Raw genomic sequence first — 26557 nt, 5'->3', positions numbered from 1 at the left:
GTCCGGGGCGCCGAGACGTCAACGGCCTGGCGGACTTCTCCACAGTGCCGGCTTGGGCCAGCCCTCAACACTCCACGACATTGACCGCCAGCCCGCCAAGGCTGGTTTCCTTGTACTTCTCGTTCATATCGAGGCCGGTCTGACGCATGGTCTCGATCGCGGCATCGAGCGGCACGAAATGCACGCCGTCGCCTTTGATCGCCAGGGAGGCGGCCGTCACCGCCTTCACGGCACCCAGCGCGTTGCGCTCGATGCACGGCACCTGGACCAGCCCGCCGACCGGATCGCAGGTCATGCCGAGATGATGTTCGAGCGCGATTTCGGCGGCATTCTCGACCTGTTCGGGCGTGCCGCCCATGACGGCGCACAGGCCTGCGGCTGCCATCGCCGAGGCTGAGCCCACCTCGCCCTGGCAGCCGACTTCGGCGCCGGAGATCGACGCATTGGACTTGATGATGCCGCCGACCGCCGCGGCCGTCAGCAGGAAGTCGCGAATGCTCGGCTGGTCCGCCTCGGGATGGAAATGCAGCCAGTAGCGCAGCACTGCCGGCAGCGTGCCGGCAGCACCGTTGGTCGGCGCGGTGACGACACGCCCGCCGGCCGCATTCTCCTCGTTGACGGCCATCGCATAGATCGACAGCCAGTCATTGGCTAGCAGCGGATTCGGCCGGTTCTGCTGCCACTGCTCCTGCAGCTTGTCATGGAGCTGTCTGGCACGTCGCCGCACCTTCAGCCCGCCCGGCATGATGCCGTCCTGCGACAGGCCGCGGTCGATGCAGCCCTTCATCGCGTCCCAGATAGCGTCGAGACCGGCGTCGAGCGCCTCGCGCGACATCTGCGTCTCCTCGTTGGTGCGCTTCATGTCGGCGATGGACAGGCCGCTCCTGGCCGCCATCTTCAGCATCTCGACCGCGTTCTTGAAGGGATACGGCACTTTCTTGCCCTCGGTCGTGACCGAGCCCTTGGCCTTCATCCGCTGCAGCTCTTCCTCCGAAACCACGAAGCCACCGCCGATCGAATAGTAGATGCGCTTGAGCAGCAACCGGCCGACGGCGTCGTAGGCATAAAACGCCATGCCATTGGCATGACCGGTGAGCGGTGTCTTGCGGTCGAGTACCAGATCGGTGGCCGGATCGAAATGGTAGGATGGGTGGCCGGGCGGTGAAACCAGCTTGTCGGCGGTGATGCGGCTGATGATGCCGTCGGCCTGGTCAGGGTCGACCGTTTGCGGCGTCTGACCGGCAAGGCCGAGAATCACGGCACGGTCGCTGCCATGGCCGATGCCGGTATAGGCGAGCGAGCCATGCAGGCTGGCGCCGATGCGGTCGACCTTGGCGCCGGCGGGGCGCGGCCAGTCGTCGCCCGCGACCTCGTCGAGGAAGCGCCGCGCAGCCGTCATCGGCCCCATCGTATGCGAGCTCGAGGGGCCGATGCCGATCTTGAACAGGTCGAAAACCGAAAGGAACACGCTGTCTCCTGGATCACGTCGAGGACTACATATAGGAATTCCCGGGATGTTTCCGCTCTTTTGACGATCGCGGCGCAGCACCTGCCGACCTTGTTTGCTCCGGCAGCGACATTGATTGCCCGACGCTGCGGGGGCGATCGAAGCGATCAAGATGTGATAAATTCACCCTATGGGCGATTCCTCCTACCTTTCGACGGCCGATCTCGCGGCGCTGGGCTTTTTCGTCCTCGTATGGGTGCTGCACACGCTCGCTTCCGACGGCAAGCTGGTAAGCCGCATGTCGCTGACGACCGCCATGAATGCGCAGCGCGAGGCCTGGATGCGCACCATGGCCGAGCGCGAGATCCGCATCGTCGACACCGCCATCATGAGCGGCCTGCAGCAAGGAACCGCCTTCTTCGCCTCCAGTTCGCTGATCGCACTCGGCGGCTGTTTCGCCCTGCTTGGCGCGTCCGACCGGGTGCTTGAGGTGCTGAGCACCCTGCCCTTGGGCGGCGCGCCGTCGCGCTCGGCCTTTCAGATCAAGGTGCTGGGACTTGTGCTGATCCTAGCCTTTTCCTTCTTCAAATTCGGCTGGGCCTACAGGCTGTTCAACTACTGTTCGATCCTGATCGGCGCGGTGCCGATCCCGCATGGCGAAGCCTCGCGCAATCCGGTCACGCAAACGGCTGTGTGGCGCGCGACGCAAATGAACATGCTGGCCGGCAAGCATTTCAACTCGGGCTTGCGCGGCGTGTTCTTCTCGATCGGCTATCTCGGCTGGTTCGTCGATCCGGTGGTGTTCGTGCTGTCGACGCTTCTGCTGCTCGCCGTGCTGGTGCGGCGCCAGTTCTTCTCGGCGGCGCGGCGCGCCGTCATCGGTCAGCCGCCCGGCGCCGGAAACGGCTCATCGATGCGCCCGGAAAGCCAATAGGCGAAAAGTCCGATCCACTCACGAACGGCAATGGTCGTGTTCTCAAGCGAATCGGCCGCATTATCGCGAAAGAAGCCGACGCCTTCCTTCCCCGTGGTGCGATAGTCGACCGGCCATGGAATGGTTGGAAAACCGGCCTTGTCGAATAGCCCCTTGGCGCGCGGCATATGAAAGGCCGACGTCACCAGTAGCCATGTTTCGCCCGGTTTGGGTTTGACCAGTTCGCGGCTGAAGACCGCATTCTCGTAGGTGTTGCGGGACTTGTCCTCAAGGACGAGACGATCTGCCGAAACGCCGAGCGAGCCGAGCAGGCGCGGCGCGGTGTCGGCATCACCTTCGCCATCGAGGAAAAGCGAGCCGTTTCCGCCTGATACCACCACTTTTGCCCGAGGGAAGCGCCGGGCGAGGATTGCGGTCTCGACCATACGGTCGCCGCTGCTGTTCAATTCGTAGCCGCGACGCGCGAGGTTGATGGCGCCTTCGAAGCCGCCGCCGAGCACGACGATGCCATCTACCTTCTCCGGTAGCGGCGGCTTGGGAAAGCGTTCTTCCAGCGGAATGAGCATCATGGCGCCGAGCGACGTCCAGGCCGATAGCGCAAGGATCGCAAACGCCAGCACGCTGCCGGTGACGGCAAGTCGCCGCCGGCCGATGATCCCGGCGATCAGCCCCGCCAAAAGCAGGAAGATCGTGAGGTTGAGCGGCTGGACGAAGAACCAGAAGATCTTGGAAAGATAGTAGAACATCGCTCAACCCCTACAGCGTCAAGGACGCCGTAATACTTTAGTTTTGCGCATGGCCCCCTCCGGGGAATCGATCGCGATTCTCGGGATCATGCGTCAGGCGAGCGATGCCCTTACCACCACTTCTCCGGCTGGAATATGCCGGCCGCCTGCTCGATGACGGCGGCGGTCTGGAACAATGTCTCTTCCTCGAACGGCCTGCCGATCAGCTGCAGGCCGAGCGGCAATCCCTTGGGATCGAGCCCGGCGGGCACGGCGATGCCCGGCAGGCCGGCCATGTTCACGGTGACCGTGAAAATGTCGTTGAGATACATCTTGACCGGATCGGCGGCCATGTCCTCGTCGGCGATGCCGAAGGCGGCGGACGGTGTCGCCGGGGTCAGGATGACATCGACGCCGGCAGCGAAGACGTTTTCGAAGTCGCGCTTGATCAGATTGCGCACCTTCTGAGCCTGCAGATAGTAGGCGTCGTAGTAGCCGGCGGACAGCACATAGGTGCCGATCATGATGCGGCGCTTGACCTCGCGGCCAAAGCCGGCGGCGCGGGTCTTCTCGTACATCTCGACGATGTCCTTGCCCGGCACGCGCAAGCCGTAGCGGACGCCGTCATAGCGGGCGAGATTGGACGAAGCTTCCGCGGGTGCCACGATGTAATAGGCCGGCAGCGCGTATTTGGTGTGCGGCAGGGAGATGTCGACGATCTCGGCGCCGGCATCCCTGAGCCAGGCAATGCCCTTCTGCCACAGGGCCTCGATCTCCTCCGGCATGCCTTCGACGCGGTATTCCTTGGGAACGCCGACCTTCATGCCCCTGATCGGCTTGCCGATCGCAGCCTCGTAGTCCGGCACCGGCCTGTCGACTGACGTCGTGTCCTTCGGATCGACCGAGGCCATCGACTTGAGCAGGATCGCGGCGTCGCGCACGTCGCGGGCGATCGGCCCGGCCTGGTCTAGCGACGAGGCGAAGGCGACGATGCCCCAGCGCGAGCAGCGGCCATAGGTCGGCTTGATGCCGACCGTGCCGGTGAAAGCGGCCGGCTGGCGGATCGAGCCGCCGGTGTCGGTCGCCGTCGCACCGGCGCAAAGGAAGGCTGATACGGCGGTCGCCGAACCGCCGGAAGAGCCGCCCGGCACCAGCTGTGCATTGTCGAGGCTGCGCTGGGTTTTCGTGCCACCGGCCGACACGAAGCCGCCATCACCCTGATGCGTCGTCGGAATCACCACCGTATCGACGCGCGAACGCCGCCACGGGTTGATGACCGGGCCATAGTAGGAGGTCTCGTTGGACGAGCCCATGGCGAATTCGTCCATGTTGAGCTTGCCCAGCATGACCGCGCCGTCGGCCCACAGATTGGACGTGACGGTCGATTCGTAGCGCGGCTCGAAGCCGTCGAGCACGTGGCTGCAGGCCCGGGTATGGACGCCTTTGGTACCGAACAGATCCTTGATCCCGAGCGGAATGCCTTCCAGCGCACCGCCCTCGCCCTTGAGCAGCCTGGCATCCGACGCCTTGGCCATGTCGCGCGCCTTGTCGCCGGTCACCGCGACATAGGCATTGAGCGCCGGATTGGCGCGATCGATCGCCAAGAGATAGGCCTCGGTGATCTCGGTCGCGGTGATCTCCTTGGCGCGCAGCTTGGCGCGGGCCTGCGAAATCGTCAGATGGGTCAGGTCGCTCATCAAAGGCTCTTTTCGTAAAACACCGACCACTCGGTATCGGGATAATCCAGCACCGGGCCGCAACGCGAGAACCCGGCACGTTCATAGACGGTCCAGGCGGCGGGATGGCGATCGCCGGTTTCCAGCACCAGCCGCTTCAACCCTTCGTCGCGCGCCAAGGCTTCAACGCGTTCCACAATCCTGGCGCCGATCCGCTGACCGCGATGCGACGGCCGCGTGTACATGCGTTTCACCTCGCCTGTGGCATCACCATGCCGCTTCAAGGCGCCACACCCAACGGCGATACCATTGTCGCGAGCGATGAAAACCGTCGTGTCCTGGCCCGCCATCTGCTCGACCGTCAAATGGTAGCAATGCTCCTGCGGCGTCAACTCGAGCAAGGTTTCGTTGAGTTCCCTGACTAGGCCGCGCACGTCATCCTGCAGCGGCGTCTCGATGGCGATCTCGATTGCCATCGGCGCCTTACTCCACGACCTTCGGCACGAGGAAGAAATTCTCGTCGGTCGCCGGTGCGTTGGCGACGATTTCGGCCGCCTTGTTGCCGTCGGTGACAACATCCCCGCGCTTCTTCATCTCCATCGGCGTCACCGAGGTCATTGGTTCGACGCCGGAAACATTGACCTCGTTCAACTGTTCGACGAAGCCCAGTATGGCGTTCAACTCGCCGGTCATGCGCTCGGCATCCTCTTCGCTCACGGCGATGCGGGCGAGATGCGCGACGCGCTTCACTGTCTTGACATCAACGGACATGTATTTGCCTCGGGGAAAACCAGTCCGGGCTATAGCGGCGCGGCGCGCGGCGCGCAACATGCGCCGGCCGACAATCGGGCAAACAGCTTCATGGCAGGGCAACACCCTCGCACAGATAATAGCTGCCGCTGTTGCGGCTCGCCTCGCTTTCATCGTCGATGGGCCGGACCGAGACGAGATCGAGGTGCGTCGGCCTGATCCGCGTTACCGACAGGACACGCGTCGCCTTGCTGACATGAACGAATTCGCATTGTATTCCGCGCCTTGCAGGCCATTCTTCGAAAGCACGATGTTGCCGGTATCGATCAGCGTCTGCAGCGTGTCCTTCCTGGCCTGCGCGCAAAGCTCCTCGGACTGCAGATAGACGCCTTCGATGAATTCATCGGCGGCGAGCGCGGGCGACGCCGCGACAACCATCGATACGCAAAGAGATCGCCACAACGCCATGGATTTGTTCTGTTTTCGTTGTTTCTAGATGGTTATCGTTTCACCAATCTTCGGCAATGCGACCTTGACACCGGATCCTTCCATGCCGGCTTCGAATTTCTCAGCCGTCGGATCGATCATTGGAAACGTGCCGAAGTGGCAAGGGACAACCGTGTCGAACTTGAAGAAGCGGCGGCAGGCAAGGGCTGCCACCGCGCCGCCCATGGTGAAACGGTCGCCGATCGGAACAACGCCGATCTTGGGCTCATGCAGTTCGTTGATCAGCGCCATGTCGGAAAAGATGTCGGTATCGCCCATGTGGTAGAGCGTCCTGTCTTCCGGGAAATGCAGAACCAGTCCGCCCGGATTGCCGAGATAGACGTTCTTGCCGCCGTCTTCGCCAAACGAGGAGGAGTGCAGCGCCTGGACGAAGGTGGTGGTGAAGCGGCCACAATCGACCGTGCCGCCAATGTTGCCGGGATTGATCTTCTTGTCGCTGACGCCCTTGCCGACGAGGTACATGCAGATCTCGAAATTGGCGACCAGTTGGGCGCCGCTCTTGCCGAGCACTTCTAGCGCGCCGCTGATGTGGTCGCTATGCCCGTGTGTCAAAAGAACATGCGTGATCCCTTCGGCCGGCCCTTCCCAATCGCCCGTCCAGGACGGGTTGCCGATCAGATAGGGGTCGATCAGGATTTTCGCGGCACCGGTTTCGATGCGGAAGGCCGAGTGGCCGTACCAGGTCAGTTTCATGAATGCATTTCCTCGATTTTTGCCGAGCCAGACGATAGAACGCCGATAGCCCCGATATCAAAGGGTATAGTGTCCGCCGCGTATCCGAAAAGACGCGTGCTACCGAAAAGACGAGGGAAAACCGTTGGCCGTCATCACGATTGAGCAATTGCCGGCACGGCTCACCGGCGGCAGGACCCTGGCAGGGCTCGATCTCGGCGACAAGACGATCGGCGTCGCGGTTTCCGACCGCGGTTTCTCCTTCGCTCATCCCCGCCCGGTCATACTCAGAAAGAAATTCTCGCTCGACGCCGCCGTCCTTTTGGCCTTACTGGAGAAAGAAAATGTCGGCGCGGTGGCGATCGGACTGCCGATCAACATGGACGGATCCGAGGGCCCACGCGCACAGAAATCGCGCGCCTTCGTGCGCAACATGGCGCAACTGAGCGACCTGCCCTTCGTGTTCTGGGATGAGCGGCTATCGACGGTCGCGGCCGAACGGACTCTGATCGAAATGGACTTCTCTCGCGCCAAGCGCGCCGGCAAGATCGATTCGGCGGCAGCCGCCTTTATTCTGCAGGGAGTTTTGGACCGGCTTCAGTCGCTCGACGCAGCCGATCGAACGGAACCGGACCCGTCCAGCGGCGCCTGATCCAGCCCAAAATCTCGCGACGCCTGCGAAACACCCATATCGCAACAAGCAGCAAGCCATCGAACACGCAGGCTTTTGCCACCATGCCGGGGATGATTGCCGGATCGATGCCGAGCAGCTGGCCATAGAGCTGGAACACGAAATCGTGCAGCTGCCGGGTGAGCATCACATAGCCGAAATTCATGTCGTTGAGCGACAGGTAGAACCAGCCCCAGAACAGCGCCATCGGGCCCGCCCACAATGCGAAGATGTAGCGCATCAGCGACCTACCTTGCCGTTCGGCCCGGTCCTGCCCGATATCAGGGAGAGCAGTGAATTATGCGCCGCGGCCTTTGCCATGCTGTGAGCCGTGGCGTGGAAATCGTCCTCATCCAACGCAGCCACCGAACGCCGTTCGGCGAGCATCGCGACATAGGAGGCCAGAAGTGCGGCCAATTGCACGGCCACCACCATGAACAGGCCGTCGATGCCTTGGGCCGCGCCGCCGATCAGGATCATCGACATCACGCCCGAAGCAGAAATAAAGGCGATGCGAACGACGCTGTCGGCGCCCGGGCTGGACGCGTCGTTGATCAGCGTATCGACGAAGGCCCAGAAGAACAGCACCGCCACGACCAGCAATGCGGTTGCCAGCGGAGCGACCACGACGATGTTCTCCAGATTGATCAATCGGGCGCTTTGGACGGCGACGCCGAGTACGCCAAGAGCCGCCGCCACACCTCGATTTCCATCGATACAGATCAGCGCGAGCAGAGCGAAAACGATCGCCCAGTGCACCGACAGAAAGGAGGTCAATACGTGTCGCATCGTGATTCCTGCTTCGACAGGAATGACAGTGGGCTTTGCGGTTCGTCGCCGCAATGGAAACCATTTGTTAAGGTTAACGGCGCCGGCCAAGATTACGTCATCGGACGATGAATGGCTTCGTCGTCAATTCACCGGCGGATAGAGCGTATCGATGATCATGCGCGCATCGTGACGCGAATCGAGCATACCGTAGGTATTGCGCCATTGGCCCGCGAGCCGCGTCTCGACGAAAGCATCGGCGATCCGCCCTGCCCCCAGCCGGCGCAACTCGGCGGCCGCCGCCGACAGTGCGAGTTGTTCCGTCAGCAGCCGGGCCGAGCCCTCGTCTGTCGAAGCGACCTGCATGGCCGCCTTCAGAACACCGATCGTGCCGCGCCCGCCGGTGCCGAGGTCGCGGTCGATGCCGCCCAGCACCTCGTCGAAAAGGCCCGGCGCGCGGCCAAGCACGCGCAGCACATCGAGCGCCATGACATTGCCCGATCCTTCCCAGATCGCGTTGACAGGCGCTTCACGGTAATAGCGGGCGAGCGGCGCTTCCTCGACATAGCCATTGCCGCCAAGGCACTCCATCGCCTCGTAAAGCAGCGGCGGCGCGATCTTGCAGACCCAGTATTTGACGACCGGCGTCATGGCGCGGGCGAACGCCGCCTCGCCGCGATCGCTCGCCGCCTCGTCGAAGGAACGCGCCAGCCGGAATGACAGCGCGGTCGCCGCGGCGACATCGAGCGCCATGTCGGCCAGCACGCGCTGCATAAGCGGTTGCTCGATCAGGTTGGTCCCGAACACCTGGCGATGGCGGGCATGATGGATCGCTTCGGCCAGCCCCGCCCGCATGATCGCCGAAGACGCCACCGCGCAGTCGAGCCGGGTCAGCGTCACCATGTCCATGATCGTCTTGACGCCGGCGCCGGGCTCGCCGACCATCTCGCCGATGGCATTGACGAACTCGACTTCGGAAGACGCGTTGGAGCGGTTGCCGAGCTTGTCCTTCAGCCGCTGGAAGCGAAAGCCATTGCCCGACCCGTCACCGAGCACGCGTGGCACCAGGAAGCACGACAGCCCCTCCGGCGCCTGCGCCAGCACCAGGAAGGCATCCGACATCGGCGCCGACATGAACCATTTGTGCCCCGTCAGGCGGTAGAACCCGCTTCCGACGCGTTCGGCCCTGGTCACATTGGCACGCACATCCGTGCCGCCCTGTTTCTCGGTCATGCCCATGCCGAGCGTCAGTCCGGTCTTCTCGACCGGCGGCTTTTGGCTCTGGTCGTATTTGCGCGTCGTCACGCGCGGCGCCCATTCGCGAAACAGTTTCGGGCTGGCCATCAATGCCGCCAGCGAGGCGCTGGTCATGGTGATGGGGCAAAGGTGTCCGGTCTCGAGTTCGGCGGTCAGGTAGAAACGGGCGGCCCGCACTTGATGGCGGCGGCCGATCTCGGCATCGCCATTTTCCCAGATAGAAGAGTGCAGACCGTTGGCCACCGAACGGCGCATCAGGGCGTGGTAGGCAGGATGGAATTCGACCAGGTCGATGCGCCGTCCCTGGCGATCGTGCGTCCTGAGTTTCGGCGTCTCGACATTGGCGAGACGCGCCAGTTCCTGCGCTTCTTGCGTGAGTACGAAGCGGCCAAGCCCGTCGAGATCCTTGCGCACCGGATCCGAGAAGCGCTCGGCAAGCTGGATCAGCAGCGGATCGCCTCGCCAGGCGTTGCCTCCCGTCAGCGGCGGCGGCTGGTTCGTCACGTCGTCGGTCACGCCCAATCCTTCTAGCCAATCCTTCTGGAAAGGCCCTATCGTCGGAAAGCCTCGAATCCGAGGCCATCGGCTAGATATAGCCAAGCGTTGCTGTGCGCGCGACGAAAATACCGGGGAGAACGGCGTCAATCCAACGCGGGTGCTTGCGGGCGCGAAATCCGCACCCTATAGCAGCCCCTTGAGATGACCGACGCTTCGTCCCTGCCACTCTATCCTCACCGCCATCTTCTGGGCATCAGCGATCTTTCGCCCGCCGACATCGAGCTGTTGCTCGACAGGGCGGATCGGGCGGTCGCGATCTCGCGGCAGTCCGAGAAAAAGACCTCGACATTGCGCGGCCGCACCCAGATCAACCTCTTCTACGAAGCCTCGACCCGCACGCAGTCGTCCTTCGAACTGGCCGGAAAACGGCTCGGCGCCGATGTCATGAACATGTCGGTGGCGAGTTCTTCCGTAAAGAAGGGCGAAACGCTCATCGACACCGCGATGACACTGAACGCCATGCGGCCCGATATATTGATCATCCGCCATCAGTCGGCGGGCGCGGCGGCCCTTCTGGCGCAGAAGGTCGGCTGCTCGGTGGTCAATGCCGGCGATGGCGCGCATGAACACCCGACACAGGCGCTGCTCGACGCGCTCACTATCCGCCGCGCCAAGGGTCCGCTGTCGAAGCTGATCGTGGCGATCTGCGGCGACATCCTGCATTCGCGTGTGGCGCGCTCCAATATCATGCTGCTCAACGCACTCGGCGCACAGGTGCGGGTGGTGGCGCCCTCGACGCTGTTGCCCTCGGGCATCGACAGGATGGGCGTGATCGTCTGCCGCTCGATGGCGGAAGGCCTGAAGGACGCGGATGTGGTGATGATGTTGCGCTTGCAGCGCGAGCGCATGGAAGGCGCCTTCGTGCCGTCGGTGCGCGAATACTTCCGCTATTTCGGCCTCGATGCCGAGAAGCTGAAGGCGGCCAAGGACGACGCGCTGGTCATGCATCCCGGCCCGATGAACCGAGGTGTCGAGATTGCCTCCGAAATCGCCGACGGCCCGCAAAGCGTCATCCAGGAGCAGGTGGAAATGGGTGTCGCCGTGCGCATGGCGGTGATGGAAGCGCTGCTCGATCCCCGTCGTAATCAAGACGGTCGCAACCAAGAGGGGCGCAATCCAGAGGGCCGCGGCGCATGAGCATCACGGTCTTTGAACGCGCCCGCATCGTCGACCCTTCGCGCGGGCTCGACGAAGTCGGCTCCGTAATAGTCGATGGCAAGAAAATCGTTGCCGCTGGCAAGGTGGCTCTGAACCAGGGCGTCCCCGACGGAGCCACGGCAATCGACTGCGCCGGCAAGGCGATCATGCCAGGTTTGATCGATGGCCGCGTCTTCATCGGCGAGCCGGGCGGCGAGCATCGCGAAACCATCGCTTCGGCAAGCGTCGCCGCGGCCGCCGGCGGGGTGACGTCGATCGTCATGATGCCCGACACCGACCCGGTGATCGACAATGTGGCGCTGGTCGAATTCGTGCTGCGCACCGCCAAGGACACGGCCGTCGTCAACATCTTTCCGGCCGCCGCCATCACCAAGGGCCTCCACGGGCGTGAGATGACGGAGTTCGGCCTGCTGCGCGAGGCGGGTGCGGTCGCCTTCACCGATGGTCGGCATACCATATCGAGCGCGCTGGTGATGCGCCGCGCGCTGACCTATGCGCGCGATTTCGGCGCCACCATCGTCCATGAAACGCAGGATGCCGACCTTGGGTCGTCGGGCGTCATGAATGAGGGCCTGTACGCCAGTTGGCTCGGTCTCTCCGGCATTCCGCGTGAAGCCGAATCCATACCCCTCGAGCGGGACCTTGCGCTGGCACGGCTGACGCGCGGTTCGTACCATGCCGCGAAGATATCGACGGCAATGGCGGCAAGCGCCGTGGCGCGGGCGAAGGCTGACGGCGCGGCAGTGACATCGGGCGTATCGATCCACAATCTGTCGCTCAATGAAAACGACGTCGGCGAGTACCGCACCTTCTTCCGCCTGACGCCGCCGCTGCGCGCCGAAGAGGACCGGCTGGCGATGATCGAGGCGGTGAAGGACGGAACGGTCGATGTCGTTGTCTCTTCACATGATCCGCAGGATGTCGACACCAAGCGGCTGCCCTTCGCCGACGCGGCAGCCGGTGCCATCGGCCTCGAAACCCTGTTGGGCGCGGCCTTGCGCCTCTACCACAATGGCGACGTGCCGTTGCTCAGGCTGATCGAGACCTTGTCCACCGCGCCGGCGAGGTTGTTTGGATTGCCCGGCGGCACGCTGAAGCCGGGCGCGGTAGCCGATCTCGCCATTGTCGACCTCGACGAACCCTGGATCGTCAGTGAAAGCGGCATCCGCTCCCGCTCGAAAAACACCTGCTTCGAAGGCGCACGACTGCAAGGCAAGGTCTTGCAAACGCTGGTGGCGGGCCGCACAGTATTTTCCGCCTGAGCCGGCGGTAGCCATGCGGCATCGAGCATGGTTGTGGAAAATGCGGGGGAAACAATGACTTATGGCCTGATCCTGGCGTTGGCGTTCGGTTATTTGCTGGGCTCAATTCCGTTCGGCCTGCTGCTCACCCGTGCGGCCGGCCTTGGAGACGTACGCAATATCGGCTCCGGCAATATCGGCGCCACCAATGTGCTGCGCACCGGCAACAAGGGGCTCGCCGCAGCGACCTTGCTGCTCGATGCGCTGAAAGGTACGGCAGCCGTGCTGATAGCAGGCCATTTCGCGCCTGAAACGGCGATCTGGGCTGGCCTTGGCGCCTTTCTGGGCCATCTGTTTCCGGCATGGCTGGGGTTCAAAGGGGGCAAGGGCGTCGCGACCTATCTCGGAGTGCTGGTTGGCCTTGCCTGGCAGGTGGCACTGATCTTCGCCGTCGCCTGGCTGGTGATGGCTTTTCTTTTCCGCTTCTCCTCGCTGGCAGCGCTGGCTGCGGCCGTCGTCGTCCCGATCGCCCTGTATTTCATGAGCACCCCGCGGATTGCGGTGCTGTTCGTGGTGATGAGCATCATCGTTTTCATCATGCATAGAGCCAACATTTCGCGGCTGATTGCCGGCACCGAAGGCAAGATCGGAGCCAAGGGGTGAGCAAACCGGCCACCGGGCCGCGTCTCACCGATCGCCAGCGGCTGAGCTGGCTGCGGCTGATCCGCACCCAGAATGTCGGGCCGGCCTCCTTTCGCGACCTGATCAACCGCTTCGGTTCGGCCGAGGTCGCGTTGGAAATGCTGCCGGAACTGATGATTTCCGGTGGCGCCAACCGGATCGTGCGCACCCCTTCCATCGCCGAAGCCGAGGCCGAGATGGAGGCCGCGCGGCGGATCGGGGCACGCTTCGTCGGCATCGGCGAGGCAGACTATCCGCCGCTTCTGCGCAACATGGACAATCCGCCGCCGCTGCTGGCGGTCAAGGGTAACGCCGCGGTGTTCCGGCTGCCGGGGGTCGCGATTGTCGGCGCCCGCAACGCATCGCTTGCCGGCATCAAGATGGCGCGCATGCTGGCAGCCGATCTCGGAAGAGAGGGCTACGGGATCATCTCCGGCCTGGCGCGCGGCATCGACACGGCGGCGCATCAGGGCAGCCTCTCGACCGGGACGGTCGGTGTTCTTGCCGGAGGCCTCGACCTGCCCTACCCGCCCGAAAATGCCGGACTGTGCGATGACATCGCCGAACGTGGCGCCATCATCTCGGAAATGCCGTTCGGCTGGCAGCCGCGCGCCCAGGATTTCCCGCGCCGCAACCGCCTGGTCGCGGGGGCTGCCCTTGGACTGGTGGTGGTCGAGGCGGCGCAGCGCTCAGGCTCGCTGATCAGCGCCAGGCTTGCCGGCGAGATGGGCCGACTGGTCTTTGCCGTGCCAGGCTCTCCGCTCGATCCGCGCGCAGCCGGTACCAACGGCCTGCTCAAGGACGGCGCCACGCTGGTGACAGAAGCTTCAGACGTTTCCAGGGCGATCCTTCCGCTGACCGGCATGCGAGCACCTGATCTGCCGCCGTTTGAAGATCCGCCCGATTTTTCGGCAACACCGCCACCAGGCGAGAGCGACCGGACCAAGGTGATCGAGGCGCTGGGACCGACACCGGTGCCGGTCGACGAAATCATCCGCCACACCGGCCTGCATCCCGCCCAGGTGTTCATGGTGCTGCTGGAACTCGATCTCGCCGGCCGCCTCGAACGTCACGCCGGCGGCAATGTTTCGTTGGTTTTCGGGGAAGGCTGACCGCCCTCAGTGGCGGCTGGTCTTTTTGTCCCCGGTCTCGGCGTAATCCTGCGTGTTGGCGCCAAAGAGATCCTTTTCGACAACCTGGCGCCAGACCTCGTCAGCCTCCTGCGGGCGTGGCGGATCGAAACTCGGCTCGCTCTCGTACGCATTCGGGAGCGACCGCCGGCGTAGCCAGATGGGCATGATCTCCCGGATGAGACTGGTGAATTGGGTCATCACCGACTCCTTCGTTTCAAGGAACGGAACGGACCAGACCTGTCGATCCATTCCCATTGCGCTGGCTCACCGCACCCAGCCAAGCCAAAGCCTCGCCAACGCCTGCAAGCGCATGGCGTGCGGCGGTCGGTCCGCGCGGTTTGATGCGGATCGAAATGCCGTCCATCTCATTGACGGCCTCGAAACCATTCTCGTCGGACGTGTCGTCACCCAGAAATACCGGCCGCCTCCCCTCGAAAGCCGGCAGGTCCAAGAAGCGCCTGATTGCTGCTCCTTTCGCTGCCTCCAGCGGCATCAATTCGACGCCGGCATTGCCGGCCAGCACCCGATATCCCCTGGGCAACCTGTCCAGCGCCTGCTCGACCAGTTGCGTGGCGCGCTGCAACAATTGCGGTGCCGCGCGTGTGTGGATTGCCAGGATCGGGCCCTTGCGCTCGATATAGACGTCCGCACTGTCCAGCTCCGCCTCGATTTCCTCGGCAAGCGCCGCAATGTCGGCCGGCTCTCCCGCCGCCTCGACCGGACCATCACGCGTGAGCCTGTGCTCAAGGCCGTAAAGCCCGGCAGCGCGCAGTTTAAGGGGCTGGAAAAGATGGTCGACCGCGGCGATCGACCGCCCCGTGATGAATGCCAGCGCTCCGTCCAATTGCAATTCGAGCCCTGCCAACAGCGTCCGCAACTCATCGCCGACAACCACCGCATCGGGATGCGCGGCATGTTCGAGAAGCGTGCCGTCGATATCGAGAAACAAGGCCCACGCATCCTGCGGGACGTTGGGTTCGGTCAAGTTTGACAATGTCGACATCACAGCGCTGCCACGCGCTTGCGGTCGTGCAGCGATATCACATTGCCAGGAGAACCGGGGCCGGCAGAACCGGGGCCAGCAGAACCGGGGGCACCGTTGACGGCGCGATCGACCGCATCGCGTTTGCGCAGGCGCGCCGCGTCGAACAGCATGCTGCCCGCCCATCGATAGACATTGTTTTCACACACGACCTCGCGCAAGCGCCGCATGCGCTGACGTTGCTCTTCCGATGACATGGTCAAGGCCTGCAGCAGGGCGTCGCCCATCATCGCCGCGTCGTAGGGATTGACGATCAACGCTTCCAGCAACTCTTTCGACGCGCCGGCGAACATGCTGAGCAGCAGCACGCCCTGTTCATCCTCGCGCGCCGCCACAAACTCCTTTGCAACCAGGTTCATGCCGTCGTGGAGGCTGGTGACCATACAGACGTCGGCGGCCCGGTAAATCTCGTAGACCTGCACTTGCGAGTGATGTTCGGTCACCAGCACTACGGGGGTATAGCCTTCACGACCATGGCGCTGGTTGAGATCCTCGGCATGGCGCAGACATTCCTCGTACAATTGTTGGTAGGCGGGCAAGGTGCCGCGGCTGGGCGCGGCGATCTGCAGGAACGCCACCTTGCCAATCCATTCCGGATGCAGCGTCAGCAACTCGTCGAGCGCGTTGAGACGATCGAGTATGCCCTTGGTATAGTCGAGGCGTTCGACGCCGACGCACAGCCTGACGTTTTCGGCCAAGCCGAATCTCTCGCGAATGAGTTGGCGACATTCTGCAACGGCAGGCAGTTTGCTCAGATGCGGCGGCTCCCATTCGATTGAAATCGGATAGGCGTGAACCAGGCTGATCTGGCCGCCATAGGAGATGGCGGAATCTTCGCGCTCTATCCTGCTCTCCAGGAAGCGGTCGACGCTATCGATGAAGTTGTTGCAATGAAACTGGGTGTGAAAGCCGACGATTGAACTGCCCAGCAATCCTTCGAGAATCTTCTCTCGCCATGGGCAGATGCTGAACACCTCGGAATTCGGCCACGGAATGTGCCAGAAGGTGATGATGATCGCTTCCGGCAGGCGCTCCCGGATCATCCGCGGCAACAGCGCGAAATGATAGTCCTGGACCAGCACGATGGGCCGCTCGTTGCGGGCCTCCGCGACGACGGTGTCGGCGAATTTGCGGTTGACCGCCTCATAGGCTTCCCAGTCGGAGGCGCGGAATATCGGCCGGGTAAAGGCTATGTGGCACAGCGGCCAAAGCCCTTCATTGGCAAAGCCGAGATAATAGCCTTGCTGTTCTTCCTCGCTCAGCCAGACGCGGCGCAACGTGTAGGAAGGATTTTCAGGCGGCACCTCGACGCGGTCATTTTCGTCGACGACAAGCGCATCGGCCGAACCGCCGCCATAGGCGATCCATGTGCCGGCGCAGGCGCGCGTAATCGGCTCCAGCGCGGAGACCAGCCCGCTGGCGGGCACGACCAGCTGAATGTCATCCCCCTTGCGGTTGTGGATGTAGGGTTCGCGATTTGAAACAACGATCACCTGCGCATCGGGAAGTTCCTTCGCCAAAATGTGACGCAAGGTTTCCGGCGACCACTGGACGAGCGCGGCGGTCGCGGATTGCCCGTTCTTTTCGAATTCCGGCAAAGGACCGCGAACGGGTTCTGCTTCGAGGCGGGCGAGCTTGGCGCCTCTGGCCCGAAGCCCTCGCGCCATTACCACCGCAAGCACGATGCATGAGATACCGACAATTGCGAGAATGAAGAGCCACATTGCGGCCGAAGAAACGACTAGATACGAACCGTTGTCGGGCATTTCGAATTGACTACCTTTCAATGGGACGCGGCAAATCCACCGACAGGAACTCCGGCATCCATGGCGTGGTGGTCCAACGTTCCCGACACATGATGGTTCCGATTTTTCAACTCCTGACCACCAGAGGCACCAGTCCCTCATGCGCATCGGCAAGGAAGGCGCCGACACGATCTCCCACGCGTTGAAACGTCAGATCCACCGCCACATGTCCTACCGAGAGATGACGAATGACGAGATTGTCGATGCCGATCGGCAAGCGCGGCTGGGTCACGTGAATTTCGTTCGTCCGACCGTCAATCTGAAGGCCGAGGCAGGCCTGCATAAGCATGAAGGCAGAGCCTGCGGACCAGGCCTGCGGCAAGCAAGCCACCGGATAGGCAATCGGCGCTTCGCCGGCCGCGCGCGTGAACCCGCAGAACAGTTCGGGCAGCCGCATGTTGAAATGAACCGCGGATTCGAAGGTCCCACTCATCAAGCGCACCACGCTGTCGCGGATGCCGTAGCGCGCCAATCCGGCGGCGCAGATCGCGGTGTCGTGCGGCCAGATGGACCCGTTGTGATAGGACATCGGATTGAAGAAGATCGCGTCGTCCGCCAGCGTCCTCAACCCCCAGCCGGAATGGAACGAAGCCGATAGCAGTTGGTCGGCGACAATGCGTGCGCGATCCGGATTGGGAAGGCCGACATAGAGCAGATGGCCGGCGTTGGACGTGCGCACCTTGCAGGGTTGGCCGTCGCCATCGATCGCCAGCGCATAATAGCCGAGGTCTTCGATCCAGAAATGGCGTTCGACGTGTTGGCGAATCGCATCGGCGAGCACTTCCCAATTTTCCGCCCGCTCCTCTTCGCCGCGCAGCCGTGCCAGCTTTGCCAGCCCCTGAAACGCGGCAAAGACGTAACCCTGGACCTCGACCAGCGCGATCGGTCCTTTCGGAATGCGGCCATCGGCATGGAAGACGGAATCGAAACTGTCCTTCCAACCCTGGTTGGCAAGGCCGGATTCCGCGGCGCGCTGGTAGGTGAGGAACCCCGTCGAACGGCTCGCTGTCTCGATCCACTCGGCGGCGGCGCACAGCGATGGCCACAGGCCATCGATAAAATCCGTGTCTCCCGTGCGGTCGGCATAGGCACAGGCGAGATGGATGTAGAGCGGCGTCGTGTCGACGCCGCCATAATAGCGGCCGAACGGCAACTCGCTCAGCGCCGCCATCTCGCCCTTGCGGGTCTCGTGCATGATCTTGCCGGGCTCGGAATCGCTGAAGGGAGAGGTCTCGGTCGCCTGGTGCTGGGCGAGAAACGCAAGCACGCCACGGGCGAGGCCGGGATTGAGCCAAAGCATCTGCAGAGCTGAAATCACGCCGTCCCGGCCGAAGGCGGTGGAGAACCACGGAATGCCGGCATAGGGATAAGGCCCCGTCGCCAATTCCGTCGTGAGCAACGCCACATCGGCGCGGGCCCGCTCCATCCAATCATTGAAGACGCGGCCCGAACTATGGAGCGTCGCCCCATGCCGGCGCTTGGCGCGCATGCCGAAGCGGGCGCGGGCCGCGGCGGCCCGGAACCGATCACTTTGCGGTTGCGCGTCTATCTTGCTCCCCACCTCCACATAAAACGTCTGGCGGCTGCGCTTGGTGACGGCAATGAAGAAATCCGCCCGTTCGGAGGTCAGTTGATCGGGCGGCAGTGAAAACGAGATCGCCGATGTCCGCACCACTTCGTCCAGGCCCTCGTAGCGGAGCACGACCGAACTCTGGTCGATCTCGGCCGTGTGCGCCGTGCCGCGCTTGGAGCGGGTCGAACCCCGGACTTCGAACATGTCGCGAAAATCGACGCCAAAGCGTAGCGACACCAGGACCGTCGAATGCTCCCGGCTATAGTTGGAGAGCGTGATGCGTTCATATAGCCTTTCCTCCCACAGAAGCCTGACCCGCTCGATATGGATCGCGCCCTGCGGGATCTGGCGGCCCGCCGCGCTCTCGATCGGCAGATTGGTCAGGTTGCTGGTGAACAGGACGTTGTCCTGGCTAAGCGATGCGCCAAGCAAGGACAGCGACCGCCCGCCAACGGTCAGGCGAAATTCCGAAAGCATACGCGTGTCGTCACGAAAGAAGCCGTCGCCAGCGCCGCGTATGTCGCCATAGGCATCGGCGACGGCAAAGCAATCGCCATGCTTGAGGGCGTAAAGCCGATGCGGTTCCCTGGGCGCGGTTTCGTCCAGGGAAGCCAGTGCTATTGCAGGATCAAGCTTGCGCTCGTCGAGTTGGGTAATGGTCAAGAAGACTGTCCCGTGCTGATTTCTGGACGGTGAAGGTTTACGAGGCTCTGCTCTGCTCGTGGCCACCGCTCAGCCGCGAATAGGCTGCGACATAATCCCTGGCCATTCTGACGGCGGAAAACCGCCTTTCGAAGACCGTTCTTATTCGTCGCCTGTCGAGTTGCAGGAGCGTCGGTATCGAGGCGACGGCGTCTTCGATGGTTTCGACGACAAAGCCCGTGACCCCATGGTCGACGATCTCGGGCATGGCCCCGCAACTCCAGGCCATGACCGGGGTTCCGCAGGCCATGGCTTCGATCACCGCAAGCCCGAAGGGTTCGGGCCAATCGATGGGAAACAGCAAAGCGGCCGCATTGCCCAGAAATCTGCTCTTCTGGTCCTCGCCGATCTCGCCGACATACTCGACCTGGTCGCCATCGATCATCGGCTGCACGACTTCTTCGAAATAGGCGCGGTCGCCATCGCCGATCTTGGCGGCGAGCTTCAGTTTCAGACCGGTGCGGCGGGCAATCTCGATCGCCCGGTCCGGCCGCTTGTCGCGCGACATTCTGCCGAGAAATGCAAGATAGGTACCGTCCGAGCCTGCCTCGAAATCGGGCTCATAAAGCCCAGGCGGCAAGCCGTGGTGGATTGTCGCCAGCCAATTCGCGGATGCGAACCGCGCCCGCTGGCTGCGGGATATGGAAATCATGGGGAACCGCGGAAACCGGTCATAGGCTTGCGCGAGATCCGCGTAATCCAGCCTGCCATGCGGGGTCGTCACCGTGCGTTGCGGCATATCGCGGAAAAACGGGAAATGCAGGAAATGGCTGAGATGGAAATGAACGACGTCAAAGTCGTGGGCCCGATTCCTCACTTCGTCGAGCATCGACAGATGCGCCGCGATCTCGGACTTCAGCGGACGCGGGTCGAGACGAAGCGCCCTTTCGCGGCACACCACCAGTTTGGCGGAAGTCTTCGTGTCGCCGCTGGCGAACAATGTCACGTCGTGGCCGAGATCGACGAGAGCTTCGGTAAGATATGAGATGATGCGTTCGGTACCCCCGTAAAGCCTTGGCGGCACCGATTCGTAAAGTGGCGCGACATGGGCAATCTTCATGTCCCGGCGTCCCTCAATGAGCTGGTCATAGGGCCAAAATGCATCAGGGCCGGGATCGTTCCTGAATCTTTGGAAGGTGCGTGGAATGATCGATCCGTTCCCCTGTTTGATTCGACCAGCCGCCCTATTTCCTGTCAGTAATGCCGACCTTGCGCTTAGGCAGCCGAAGGAGGTCCAGATGCAGGAACCCGGGGATATCGCAGCCCGGCGTCTGAGCATGATCGTCGAACAATATGTCGAGGCCAGAAAACGGCACTTTGGCTTTGTGTCGACGGACCAGGCCGCCCGAGTGATACGCCGAACCCTGAAACCCGATCCTTCGGAGCCGGCGCTCTCCGATCGCCACCTCGACGACATGGTCGCCGCCCTCGCCGTGAAGAATGGCCTGGCGGTCATCTTCGACCGGGGCGTGCGGGGACCGGCCGACGGCGCCGAGGCCGACTTGAACAGAAAGGAACCGATCATGCGAGCACCGACGGAGACTCCGGATGTCGCCGGCGCGGTGGACGCTATCCTGAGCGATCGCACCGTCCAGCTTTCGATGAGCGCGGTGATCTCGTTGCTGCGCCAACGGACCGGCACCAAGCGATCCGACGCGGATCTGGAAGGACTGATCGCCAAGAAAGCCGCCGTTTTGGACGTGCATCTGTCACCAGGCGTCTGACCAGTCGTTGCGCGCCGCACGGATTCACGGGCAAACCAAAAGCGCTGGCATGTCCTCAGACAGTGGTGAGCGCGATGGGATTCGAACCCATGACCTACTGATTAAAAGTCAGTTGCTCTACCGGCTGAGCTACGCGCTCCCGCGGGCTCGAAAAGGCCGCCCTCGAAATTGCGCGGAACATAGGGAGAGTGCCGCGACCGGTCAACCGGAAAAGATGGGTTCCAAACCCGCTCTTTACCCTAAATCGCTGACCCCTGCTTGTCCCCCGGATTCTGGCGAGCAGCCAGACAGTTTCGATTTCAGTCCGGCAGCGGCCGCCAGCATGGGGGAACAAATCCGACGCACTATCGTTTTTTTCCAAAGGGACGCCCGACAAACCCTTGAGGAGAATACCAATGAATAGAATCACAACGAGCCTGCTTGCCGCCACCCTCTCGGCCACATTCGTCGCGGCGGAAGTGGTGCCAGTCAACGCCCAGCCGGCGTACGTGCCATTATCCCAGGCGGCAACGCCGGACGTACAGACAGTGCAGTACCAAGAGTGGAGAAGGAACCGCTCCTTCCACCGCAATTTCTCGCGCAATCGCAGCTTTAGCCGCAACGGTGACATGTATTGGAATGGCCACCGCGGCTATCGCGAATATCGCCGCGGCTATCGCCGTCATGGCGACTACTGGTTCCCGCTGGCCGCCTTCGCGACTGGCGCCTTGATCACCGGCGCGATCGTCAACAGCGAGAACAACCGCGTCTATGAAGGCAATGCCCATGTGCAGTGGTGCTACGATCACTATCGGAGCTACCGCGCTTCGGATAACACCTTCCAGCCGAACAATGGTCCTCGTCGTGAGTGCCGTTCGCCCTACTGATGCGTGGGTAACTATGAGTGACCTGCAAGTGTGAGTGGCCCGCGGCAGAAACGGCGCGGGCCATTCCTTATGCGCTCAGCGTCCTGCGCACCGCATCGCGCCAGCCTGCCAGCTTGGTGGATCGGATCGAGCTATTCATATCAGGCTCGAACCGTCGCTCAAGCGCCCAGCTTTTCGCAAACTCCCTCGCCGCGGGCCACACGCCCGCCTTCGAGCCGGCGAGCCAGGCGGCCCCCAGCGCGGTCGTCTCCAGGATTGTCGGCCGATCGACCGGCGCGTCGAGAATGTCCGCCAGGCGCTGCATGGTCCAGTCCGACGCCACCATGCCGCCATCGACCCTGAGCACCGTTTTTGCCTTGGCGCCCTTCCAATCCTTGTGCATGGCGTCGAGCAGGTCGCGGGTCTGGTAAGCGACTGATTCCAAAGCCGCCCGGGCGAACTCGGCCGGACCGGAATTGCGGGTCAACCCAAAGATGGCGCCGCGCGCCTCGGCGTCCCAGTGCGGCGCGCCAAGCCCGACAAAGGCCGGAACCAGATAGACGTTCTGCGTCGGATCGGCCTCGGCAGCCAGCTTGCCGCTCTGCTCGGCCTTGCCGATCACCTTGATGCCGTCGCGCAGCCATTGCACCGCGGCACCCGCGATAAAGATCGAGCCTTCCAGCGCATAGGTGGTCTTGCCGTTCAGCCGGTAGGCGATGGTCGTCAAGAGGCGGTTCTTCGAACGCACCAGATCGCTGCCGGTGTTGAGCAGCGCAAAACAGCCGGTGCCGTAGGTGGATTTCATCATGCCAGGCTCGAAACAGGCCTGGCCGATAGTCGCGGCATGCTGGTCGCCGGCAACGCCGAGGATTCTTATCTCGGCGCCAAACAGGTTTTTCTCTGTGATTCCATAGTCATCGGCGCAATCCTTGACCTCCGGCAGCATTTTAGTCGGAATGTCGAGAATCGCCAAGAGCTCCTCATCCCAGGCATTCTCCGCGATGTTGTAGACCAATGTGCGTGAGGCGTTGGTGGCGTCGGTGGCGTGCACCTTGCCGCCGGTCAGCCGCCAGATCAAAAAACTGTCGATGGTGCCGGCGAGCAATTCGCCCTTCTCGGCGCGTTTCCTCGCGCCCTTCACCTTGTCCAGCATCCAGGCGATCTTGGTACCCGAGAAATAGGGGTCGAGCAGCAGCCCTGTTTTGCGTGTAAATTTCTTCTCCAGCCCCTGCTTCTTCAGTTTCTGGCACAGCGGTGCTGTGCGGCGGTCTTGCCAGACGATGGCATTGTGGATCGGCTTGCCGGTCGCCTTGTCCCAGACGACGACGGTTTCGCGCTGGTTGGTGATGCCGATGGCGGCCACCTCCGACGCATTGCAGCCAGCTTTTTTCAACGCGGCCTTCACGGTGGTCACCATGCTTGCCCAGATCTCTTCGGGATCGTGCTCGACCCAGCCGGAGGCCGGATAATGCTGGGTGAATTCCTTCTGCCCGCTGCCCACGACCTTCATCTGGCCGTCGAACAGGATCGCCCGCGTCGATGTCGTTCCCTGGTCGATTGCCAGCACAAAACCGCTCATTCCCGCATCCTCCGCCTTGACACAAAGAAGGGAGACGGCAACGCGCCGCCTCCCTCAATTTCACACGAGCGCGAACGCCCGCATAGACCGTCTTACTTCTGCCAGCTCTTGACCAACTCGTCGTAGTTGATGGTGACCGGCTTTTCCTTCTCGTTGTCTAGCTTCAGCTGCGGTGCGAGGTTGCCCTTCTTGACCGCGTCCGCATTCCAGTAAGCAAGGTCTTGCTCTTCGGCCATCTTCGGACCGATATCGCCCTGGACGCCCGACTTCTCGATGCGCTCCAGAACCTTCTCCTGATCGGCGCACAGGCCATTCATGGCCTCCTGCGGCGACTTGGCGCCCGACGAGGCGTCACCGATGTTCTGCCACCAGAGCTGTGCCAGCTTCGGATAATCGGGAACGTTGGTGCCGGTCGGCGTCCACTGTACGCGCGCCGGCGAACGGTAGAACTCGATCAGGCCGCCGAGCTTGGGAGCGCGTTCGGTGAAGCTCTTGTCGTGGATCGTGGAGTCGCGGATGAAGGTCAGGCCGACATGGCTCTTCTTCACATCCACGGTCTTGGAGATCACGAACTGCGCGTAGAGCCACGCGGCCTTGGCGCGGTCGGTCGGCGTCGACTTCATCAGCGTCCACGAGCCGACGTCCTGGTAGCCGAGCTTCATGCCGTCCTTCCAGTAGGAGCCGTGCGGCGACGGCGCCATGCGCCACTTCGGCGTGCCGTCGTCGTTCATGACCGGCAGGCCGGGCTTGACCATGTCGGCGGTGAAGGCGGTGTACCAGAAGATCTGCTGCGCCACATTGCCTTGCGACGGAACCGGGCCTGATTCAGAGAAGGTCATGCCTTGCGCCTCCGGCGGCGCATAAGCCTTCAACCAGTCGAGGTATTTCTGGATCGCATAGACCGACGCCGGGCCGTTGGTGTCGCCACCGCGCGCCACGCATGAGCCGACCGGACGAGAGTTCTCGTCCACCTTGATGCCCCATTCGTCGACAGGCAGGCCGTTCGGCAGGCCCTTGTCGCCATTGCCGGCCATCGACAGCCAGGCGTCGGTGAACCGCCAGCCGAGCGACGGATCCTTCTTGCCGTAGTCCATGTGGCCATAGACCTTCTTGCCGCCGACGTCGCGGCCGGTGAAGAATTCGGCGATGTCCTCATAAGCCGACCAGTTGACGGGCACGCCGAGGTCGTAGCCGTACTTCGCCTTGAAGTCGGCCTTGTTCTTCTCGTCGTTGAACCAGTCGTAACGGAACCAGTAGAGGTTCGCGAACTGCTGGTCGGGAAGCTGGTAGAGCTTCTTGTCCGGCGCTGTGGTGAACTTGGTGCCAATGAAGTCGTCGACATCGAGCATCGGATCGGTGACGTCCTTGCCTTCGCCCGCCATCCAGTCGGTCAGGTTTCGCACCTGCTGGTAGCGCCAGTGTGTACCGATCAGGTCCGAATCGTTGACCCAGCCATCATAGATGTTCTGGCCGGTCTGCATCTGGGTCTGGATCTTCTCGACGACGTCGCCTTCCTGGATGACGTCATGCGTGACCTTGATGCCGGTGATGGCGGTGAAGGCAGGCGCCAGCACCTGCGATTCATACTGGTGCGTGGTCAAGGTTTCCGACACGACCTTGATGTCCATGCCGGCAAACGGCTTGGCCGCATCGATGAACCACTGCATTTCCTTTTCCTGATCGGCGCGCGAGAGCGTCGAAAGAGGTCCTATCTCCTTGTCGAGAAAGGTCTTTGCTTCATCCATTCCGGCATAGGCATTGCCCGCGCCGAGCAACAGGACAAGGGCAGTCGTTGACGTTAAAATTTGCCGTCGCATTGTGTCTCCTCCGAGTTTTTAAAAGGTTTCAAGTGCGATCTGGAGCGACCATCTACGGGCGGCCGCTCCATCAGTATCCCCCTCTATACGTAGCGGAACACGCCAACGGCGTAGACCACGGAGAGAGCGAGAGCCCACCACAGGTTGGGTCCAACCAGACCCAGCCAAGCGAGATGGATGAAGGCGCTGCCAAGCAGCGAAACGAAGAGACGGTCGCCGCGCGTCGTCTCGAAGCGCAGCACGCCGATACGTGGATTGCCGCCGGGCGAGGCGTATTCCCAGACGCCCATGCCAAGCAGAAGCGCCGCGATGACGCTGAAGAACGCGGCCGTCGGCCAGGTCCATGCCATCCACGAGAAGTCGAGGTTCATGTCACACCCTCCCCAGGGCGAAGCCCTTGGCGATATAGTTTCGCACGAACCAGATCACGAGCGCGCCGGGGATCAGCGTCAGCACGCCGGCGGCTGCCAGCAGACCCCAGTCCATGCCCGACGCCGACACCGTACGCGTCATGGTCGCGGCGATCGGCTTGGCGTCGGTCGTGGTCAGCGTGCGGGCGATCAGCAGCTCGACCCATGAAAACATGAAGCAGAAGAAGCAGGCGACGCCGATGCCGCTGGCGATCAGAGGCATGAAGATCTTGATGAAGAAGCGCGGGAACGAATAGCCGTCGATATAGGCGGTCTCGTCGATCTCCTTCGGCACGCCCGACATGAAGCCTTCCAGGATCCACACCGCCAGCGGCACGTTGAACAGGCAGTGCGCCAGCGCCACGGCTATGTGCGTGTCGATGAGGCCGAAGGCCGAATAGAGCTGGAAGAACGGCAGCGCGAACACCGCCGGTGGCGCCATGCGGTTGGTCAGCAGCCAGAAGAACAGATGCTTGTCGCCAAGGAAACGATAGCGCGAGAAAGCGTAGGCCGCCGGCAGCGCCACCGACACCGAAATCACCATGTTCATGACGACATAGGTGATCGAGTTGATGTAGCCGGAATACCAGGCCTTCTGCGTGAAGATGGTGACGTAGTTGGCAATCGTCGGCGCGTGCGGATAAAGCGTCAGCGAGTTGACGATCTCGGCATTGGTCTTGAAGCTCATGTTGATGAGCCAGTAGATCGGCAGCAGCAGAACGATGATGTAAAGCGTTGGCACGATCCACCACCAGCGCGATTCCTCGCCGCGCCGGCGCATGCGCCGGTCGAGTTCGCCCTGTGACAGCGAACTGGCAATCCCTTCGGTAGCGGCAGTGCCGTTCATTGCATTGCGCTCGGTGCGTTCGTTGGCATGGGCCAT

The 26557-nt window shown here is 62.6% G+C and carries 26 protein-coding genes, 1 tRNA gene and 1 pseudogene; 8 read left to right on the top strand and 20 right to left on the bottom strand.

The window, feature by feature from the left end; genetic code table 11:
- Window positions 1–64 precede the first annotated feature (64 nt).
- Window positions 65–1468 (bottom strand): L-serine ammonia-lyase, encoded by a 1404-nt coding sequence (locus tag FJ970_RS19125; RefSeq protein WP_140757481.1) that lies wholly within the window; start codon window positions 1466–1468, stop codon window positions 65–67.
- Window positions 1469–1637: 169 nt separating this feature from the next.
- Here FJ970_RS19125 and FJ970_RS19120 point away from each other — a divergent pair, with 169 nt between their 5' ends.
- Window positions 1638–2381, top strand: coding sequence for a DUF599 domain-containing protein (locus FJ970_RS19120; RefSeq protein ID WP_140757482.1), 744 nt, complete (start codon window positions 1638–1640; stop codon window positions 2379–2381).
- Here the strand turns inward: FJ970_RS19120 and FJ970_RS19115 are convergent.
- The 6 genes and pseudogenes from FJ970_RS19115 to FJ970_RS19090 all read right to left on the bottom strand — a co-directional run bounded on the left by FJ970_RS19115 (window position 2330) and on the right by FJ970_RS19090 (window position 6732).
- The gene (locus FJ970_RS19115; protein WP_140757483.1) at window positions 2330–3127 is read right to left on the bottom strand and encodes a YdcF family protein; all 798 of its coding nucleotides are present in this window, start codon (window positions 3125–3127) and stop codon (window positions 2330–2332) included. The two genes, FJ970_RS19120 and FJ970_RS19115, sit on opposite strands and share 52 nt — an antisense overlap.
- A 110-nt stretch (window positions 3128–3237) precedes the next feature.
- On the bottom strand, window positions 3238–4803 hold the full coding sequence (locus FJ970_RS19110) for an amidase (protein ID WP_140757484.1): 1566 nt from the start codon (window positions 4801–4803) through the stop codon (window positions 3238–3240).
- Window positions 4803–5258: a GNAT family N-acetyltransferase gene (locus FJ970_RS19105; protein ID WP_140757485.1), complete on the bottom strand. Its 456-nt coding sequence runs from the start codon at window positions 5256–5258 to the stop codon at window positions 4803–4805. Before FJ970_RS19105 ends, FJ970_RS19110 begins: the two co-directional genes overlap by 1 nt.
- Window positions 5259–5265: 7 nt before the next feature.
- Window positions 5266–5553, bottom strand: a complete 288-nt coding sequence (gatC, locus tag FJ970_RS19100) for an Asp-tRNA(Asn)/Glu-tRNA(Gln) amidotransferase subunit GatC (RefSeq protein WP_140757486.1) — start codon at window positions 5551–5553, stop codon at window positions 5266–5268.
- 88 nt (window positions 5554–5641) lie between these two features.
- A pseudogene (locus FJ970_RS19095) lies at window positions 5642–6000 on the bottom strand (hypothetical protein).
- Window positions 6001–6024: 24 nt separating this feature from the next.
- A complete protein-coding gene (locus FJ970_RS19090; RefSeq protein WP_140757487.1) occupies window positions 6025–6732 on the bottom strand; it encodes a metal-dependent hydrolase in 708 nt (235 codons plus the stop codon).
- A 124-nt stretch (window positions 6733–6856) separates the two neighbouring features.
- On the opposite strand from FJ970_RS19090, the gene ruvX reads away from it, so the two are divergent.
- A complete protein-coding gene (ruvX, locus tag FJ970_RS19085) occupies window positions 6857–7363 on the top strand; it encodes a Holliday junction resolvase RuvX (RefSeq protein ID WP_140757488.1) in 507 nt (168 codons plus the stop codon).
- On the opposite strand, the gene FJ970_RS19080 is transcribed toward ruvX, so the two are convergent.
- The 3 genes from FJ970_RS19080 to FJ970_RS19070 all read right to left on the bottom strand — a co-directional run bounded on the left by FJ970_RS19080 (window position 7281) and on the right by FJ970_RS19070 (window position 9922).
- On the bottom strand, window positions 7281–7622 hold the full coding sequence (locus FJ970_RS19080) for a DUF6105 family protein (RefSeq protein ID WP_140757489.1): 342 nt from the start codon (window positions 7620–7622) through the stop codon (window positions 7281–7283). The two genes, ruvX and FJ970_RS19080, sit on opposite strands and share 83 nt — an antisense overlap.
- Entirely contained in the window at window positions 7622–8170 is a 549-nt protein-coding gene (locus tag FJ970_RS19075) for a hypothetical protein (protein ID WP_140757490.1), read from the bottom strand. Before FJ970_RS19075 ends, FJ970_RS19080 begins: the two co-directional genes overlap by 1 nt.
- 123 nt (window positions 8171–8293) lie before the next feature.
- Window positions 8294–9922: a DNA alkylation response protein gene (locus FJ970_RS19070; protein ID WP_140757491.1), complete on the bottom strand. Its 1629-nt coding sequence runs from the start codon at window positions 9920–9922 to the stop codon at window positions 8294–8296.
- Between the two features lie 183 nt (window positions 9923–10105).
- Between FJ970_RS19070 and FJ970_RS19065 the strand changes: the two genes are divergently transcribed.
- The 4 genes from FJ970_RS19065 to dprA are packed head-to-tail and all read left to right on the top strand — an operon-like array spanning window position 10106 to window position 14156.
- Window positions 10106–11101: an aspartate carbamoyltransferase catalytic subunit gene (locus tag FJ970_RS19065; protein ID WP_140757492.1), complete on the top strand. Its 996-nt coding sequence runs from the start codon at window positions 10106–10108 to the stop codon at window positions 11099–11101.
- Window positions 11098–12384, top strand: a complete 1287-nt coding sequence (locus FJ970_RS19060) for a dihydroorotase (protein ID WP_140757493.1) — start codon at window positions 11098–11100, stop codon at window positions 12382–12384. Before FJ970_RS19065 ends, FJ970_RS19060 begins: the two co-directional genes overlap by 4 nt.
- 54 nt (window positions 12385–12438) lie before the next feature.
- Window positions 12439–13026, top strand: coding sequence for a glycerol-3-phosphate 1-O-acyltransferase PlsY (gene plsY / locus FJ970_RS19055; protein ID WP_140757494.1), 588 nt, complete (start codon window positions 12439–12441; stop codon window positions 13024–13026).
- Window positions 13023–14156 (top strand): DNA-processing protein DprA, encoded by a 1134-nt coding sequence (gene dprA, locus FJ970_RS19050; RefSeq protein WP_140757495.1) that lies wholly within the window; start codon window positions 13023–13025, stop codon window positions 14154–14156. The genes plsY and dprA overlap by 4 nt, the downstream gene beginning before the upstream one ends.
- A gap of 6 nt (window positions 14157–14162) precedes the next feature.
- Here the strand turns inward: dprA and FJ970_RS19045 are convergent, their stop codons facing one another.
- The 5 genes from FJ970_RS19045 to FJ970_RS19025 all read right to left on the bottom strand — a co-directional run bounded on the left by FJ970_RS19045 (window position 14163) and on the right by FJ970_RS19025 (window position 20359).
- Window positions 14163–14375: a hypothetical protein gene (locus FJ970_RS19045; RefSeq protein WP_140757496.1), complete on the bottom strand. Its 213-nt coding sequence runs from the start codon at window positions 14373–14375 to the stop codon at window positions 14163–14165.
- A gap of 16 nt (window positions 14376–14391) precedes the next feature.
- Window positions 14392–15180: a trehalose-phosphatase gene (otsB, locus tag FJ970_RS19040; RefSeq protein ID WP_140757497.1), complete on the bottom strand. Its 789-nt coding sequence runs from the start codon at window positions 15178–15180 to the stop codon at window positions 14392–14394.
- Window positions 15180–16985: an alpha,alpha-trehalose-phosphate synthase (UDP-forming) gene (locus tag FJ970_RS19035; RefSeq protein WP_140757619.1), complete on the bottom strand. Its 1806-nt coding sequence runs from the start codon at window positions 16983–16985 to the stop codon at window positions 15180–15182. Before FJ970_RS19035 ends, otsB begins: the two co-directional genes overlap by 1 nt.
- A gap of 106 nt (window positions 16986–17091) precedes the next feature.
- On the bottom strand, window positions 17092–19254 hold the full coding sequence (locus tag FJ970_RS19030; protein ID WP_140757620.1) for an amylo-alpha-1,6-glucosidase: 2163 nt from the start codon (window positions 19252–19254) through the stop codon (window positions 17092–17094).
- 43 nt (window positions 19255–19297) lie between these two features.
- On the bottom strand, window positions 19298–20359 hold the full coding sequence (locus tag FJ970_RS19025; RefSeq protein ID WP_140757498.1) for a glycosyltransferase family 4 protein: 1062 nt from the start codon (window positions 20357–20359) through the stop codon (window positions 19298–19300).
- An 85-nt stretch (window positions 20360–20444) separates the two neighbouring features.
- On the opposite strand from FJ970_RS19025, the gene FJ970_RS19020 reads away from it, so the two are divergent.
- The gene (locus FJ970_RS19020) at window positions 20445–21023 is read left to right on the top strand and encodes a hypothetical protein (RefSeq protein ID WP_227791845.1); all 579 of its coding nucleotides are present in this window, start codon (window positions 20445–20447) and stop codon (window positions 21021–21023) included.
- A gap of 63 nt (window positions 21024–21086) precedes the next feature.
- Here the strand turns inward: FJ970_RS19020 and FJ970_RS19015 are convergent.
- Window positions 21087–21162 (bottom strand) — tRNA-Lys (locus tag FJ970_RS19015).
- Window positions 21163–21418: 256 nt separating this feature from the next.
- Between FJ970_RS19015 and FJ970_RS19010 the strand changes: the two genes are divergently transcribed.
- A complete protein-coding gene (locus FJ970_RS19010) occupies window positions 21419–21889 on the top strand; it encodes a BA14K family protein (RefSeq protein ID WP_140757499.1) in 471 nt (156 codons plus the stop codon).
- A gap of 67 nt (window positions 21890–21956) precedes the next feature.
- On the opposite strand, the gene glpK is transcribed toward FJ970_RS19010, so the two are convergent.
- The 4 genes from glpK to FJ970_RS18990 all read right to left on the bottom strand — a co-directional run bounded on the left by glpK (window position 21957) and on the right by FJ970_RS18990 (window position 26557).
- Window positions 21957–23447 (bottom strand): glycerol kinase GlpK, encoded by a 1491-nt coding sequence (glpK, locus tag FJ970_RS19005; RefSeq protein ID WP_140757500.1) that lies wholly within the window; start codon window positions 23445–23447, stop codon window positions 21957–21959.
- A gap of 92 nt (window positions 23448–23539) precedes the next feature.
- Window positions 23540–25264, bottom strand: a complete 1725-nt coding sequence (locus FJ970_RS19000) for an ABC transporter substrate-binding protein (protein ID WP_140757501.1) — start codon at window positions 25262–25264, stop codon at window positions 23540–23542.
- 83 nt (window positions 25265–25347) lie between these two features.
- Window positions 25348–25635 carry a DUF2160 domain-containing protein gene (locus tag FJ970_RS18995; protein ID WP_140757502.1) on the bottom strand — a complete coding sequence of 96 codons (288 nt, stop codon included), beginning with the start codon at window positions 25633–25635 and terminating at the stop codon, window positions 25348–25350.
- A gap of 1 nt (window position 25636) precedes the next feature.
- On the bottom strand, window positions 25637–26557 hold the full coding sequence (locus FJ970_RS18990) for a carbohydrate ABC transporter permease (protein ID WP_140757503.1): 921 nt from the start codon (window positions 26555–26557) through the stop codon (window positions 25637–25639).

Source organism: Mesorhizobium sp. B2-1-8 (assembly GCF_006442545.2).
GTDB lineage: Bacteria > Pseudomonadota > Alphaproteobacteria > Rhizobiales > Rhizobiaceae > Mesorhizobium.
Note: the sequence above shows the minus strand (reverse complement) of the source record. Positions and strands in the feature narration are given on the sequence as shown.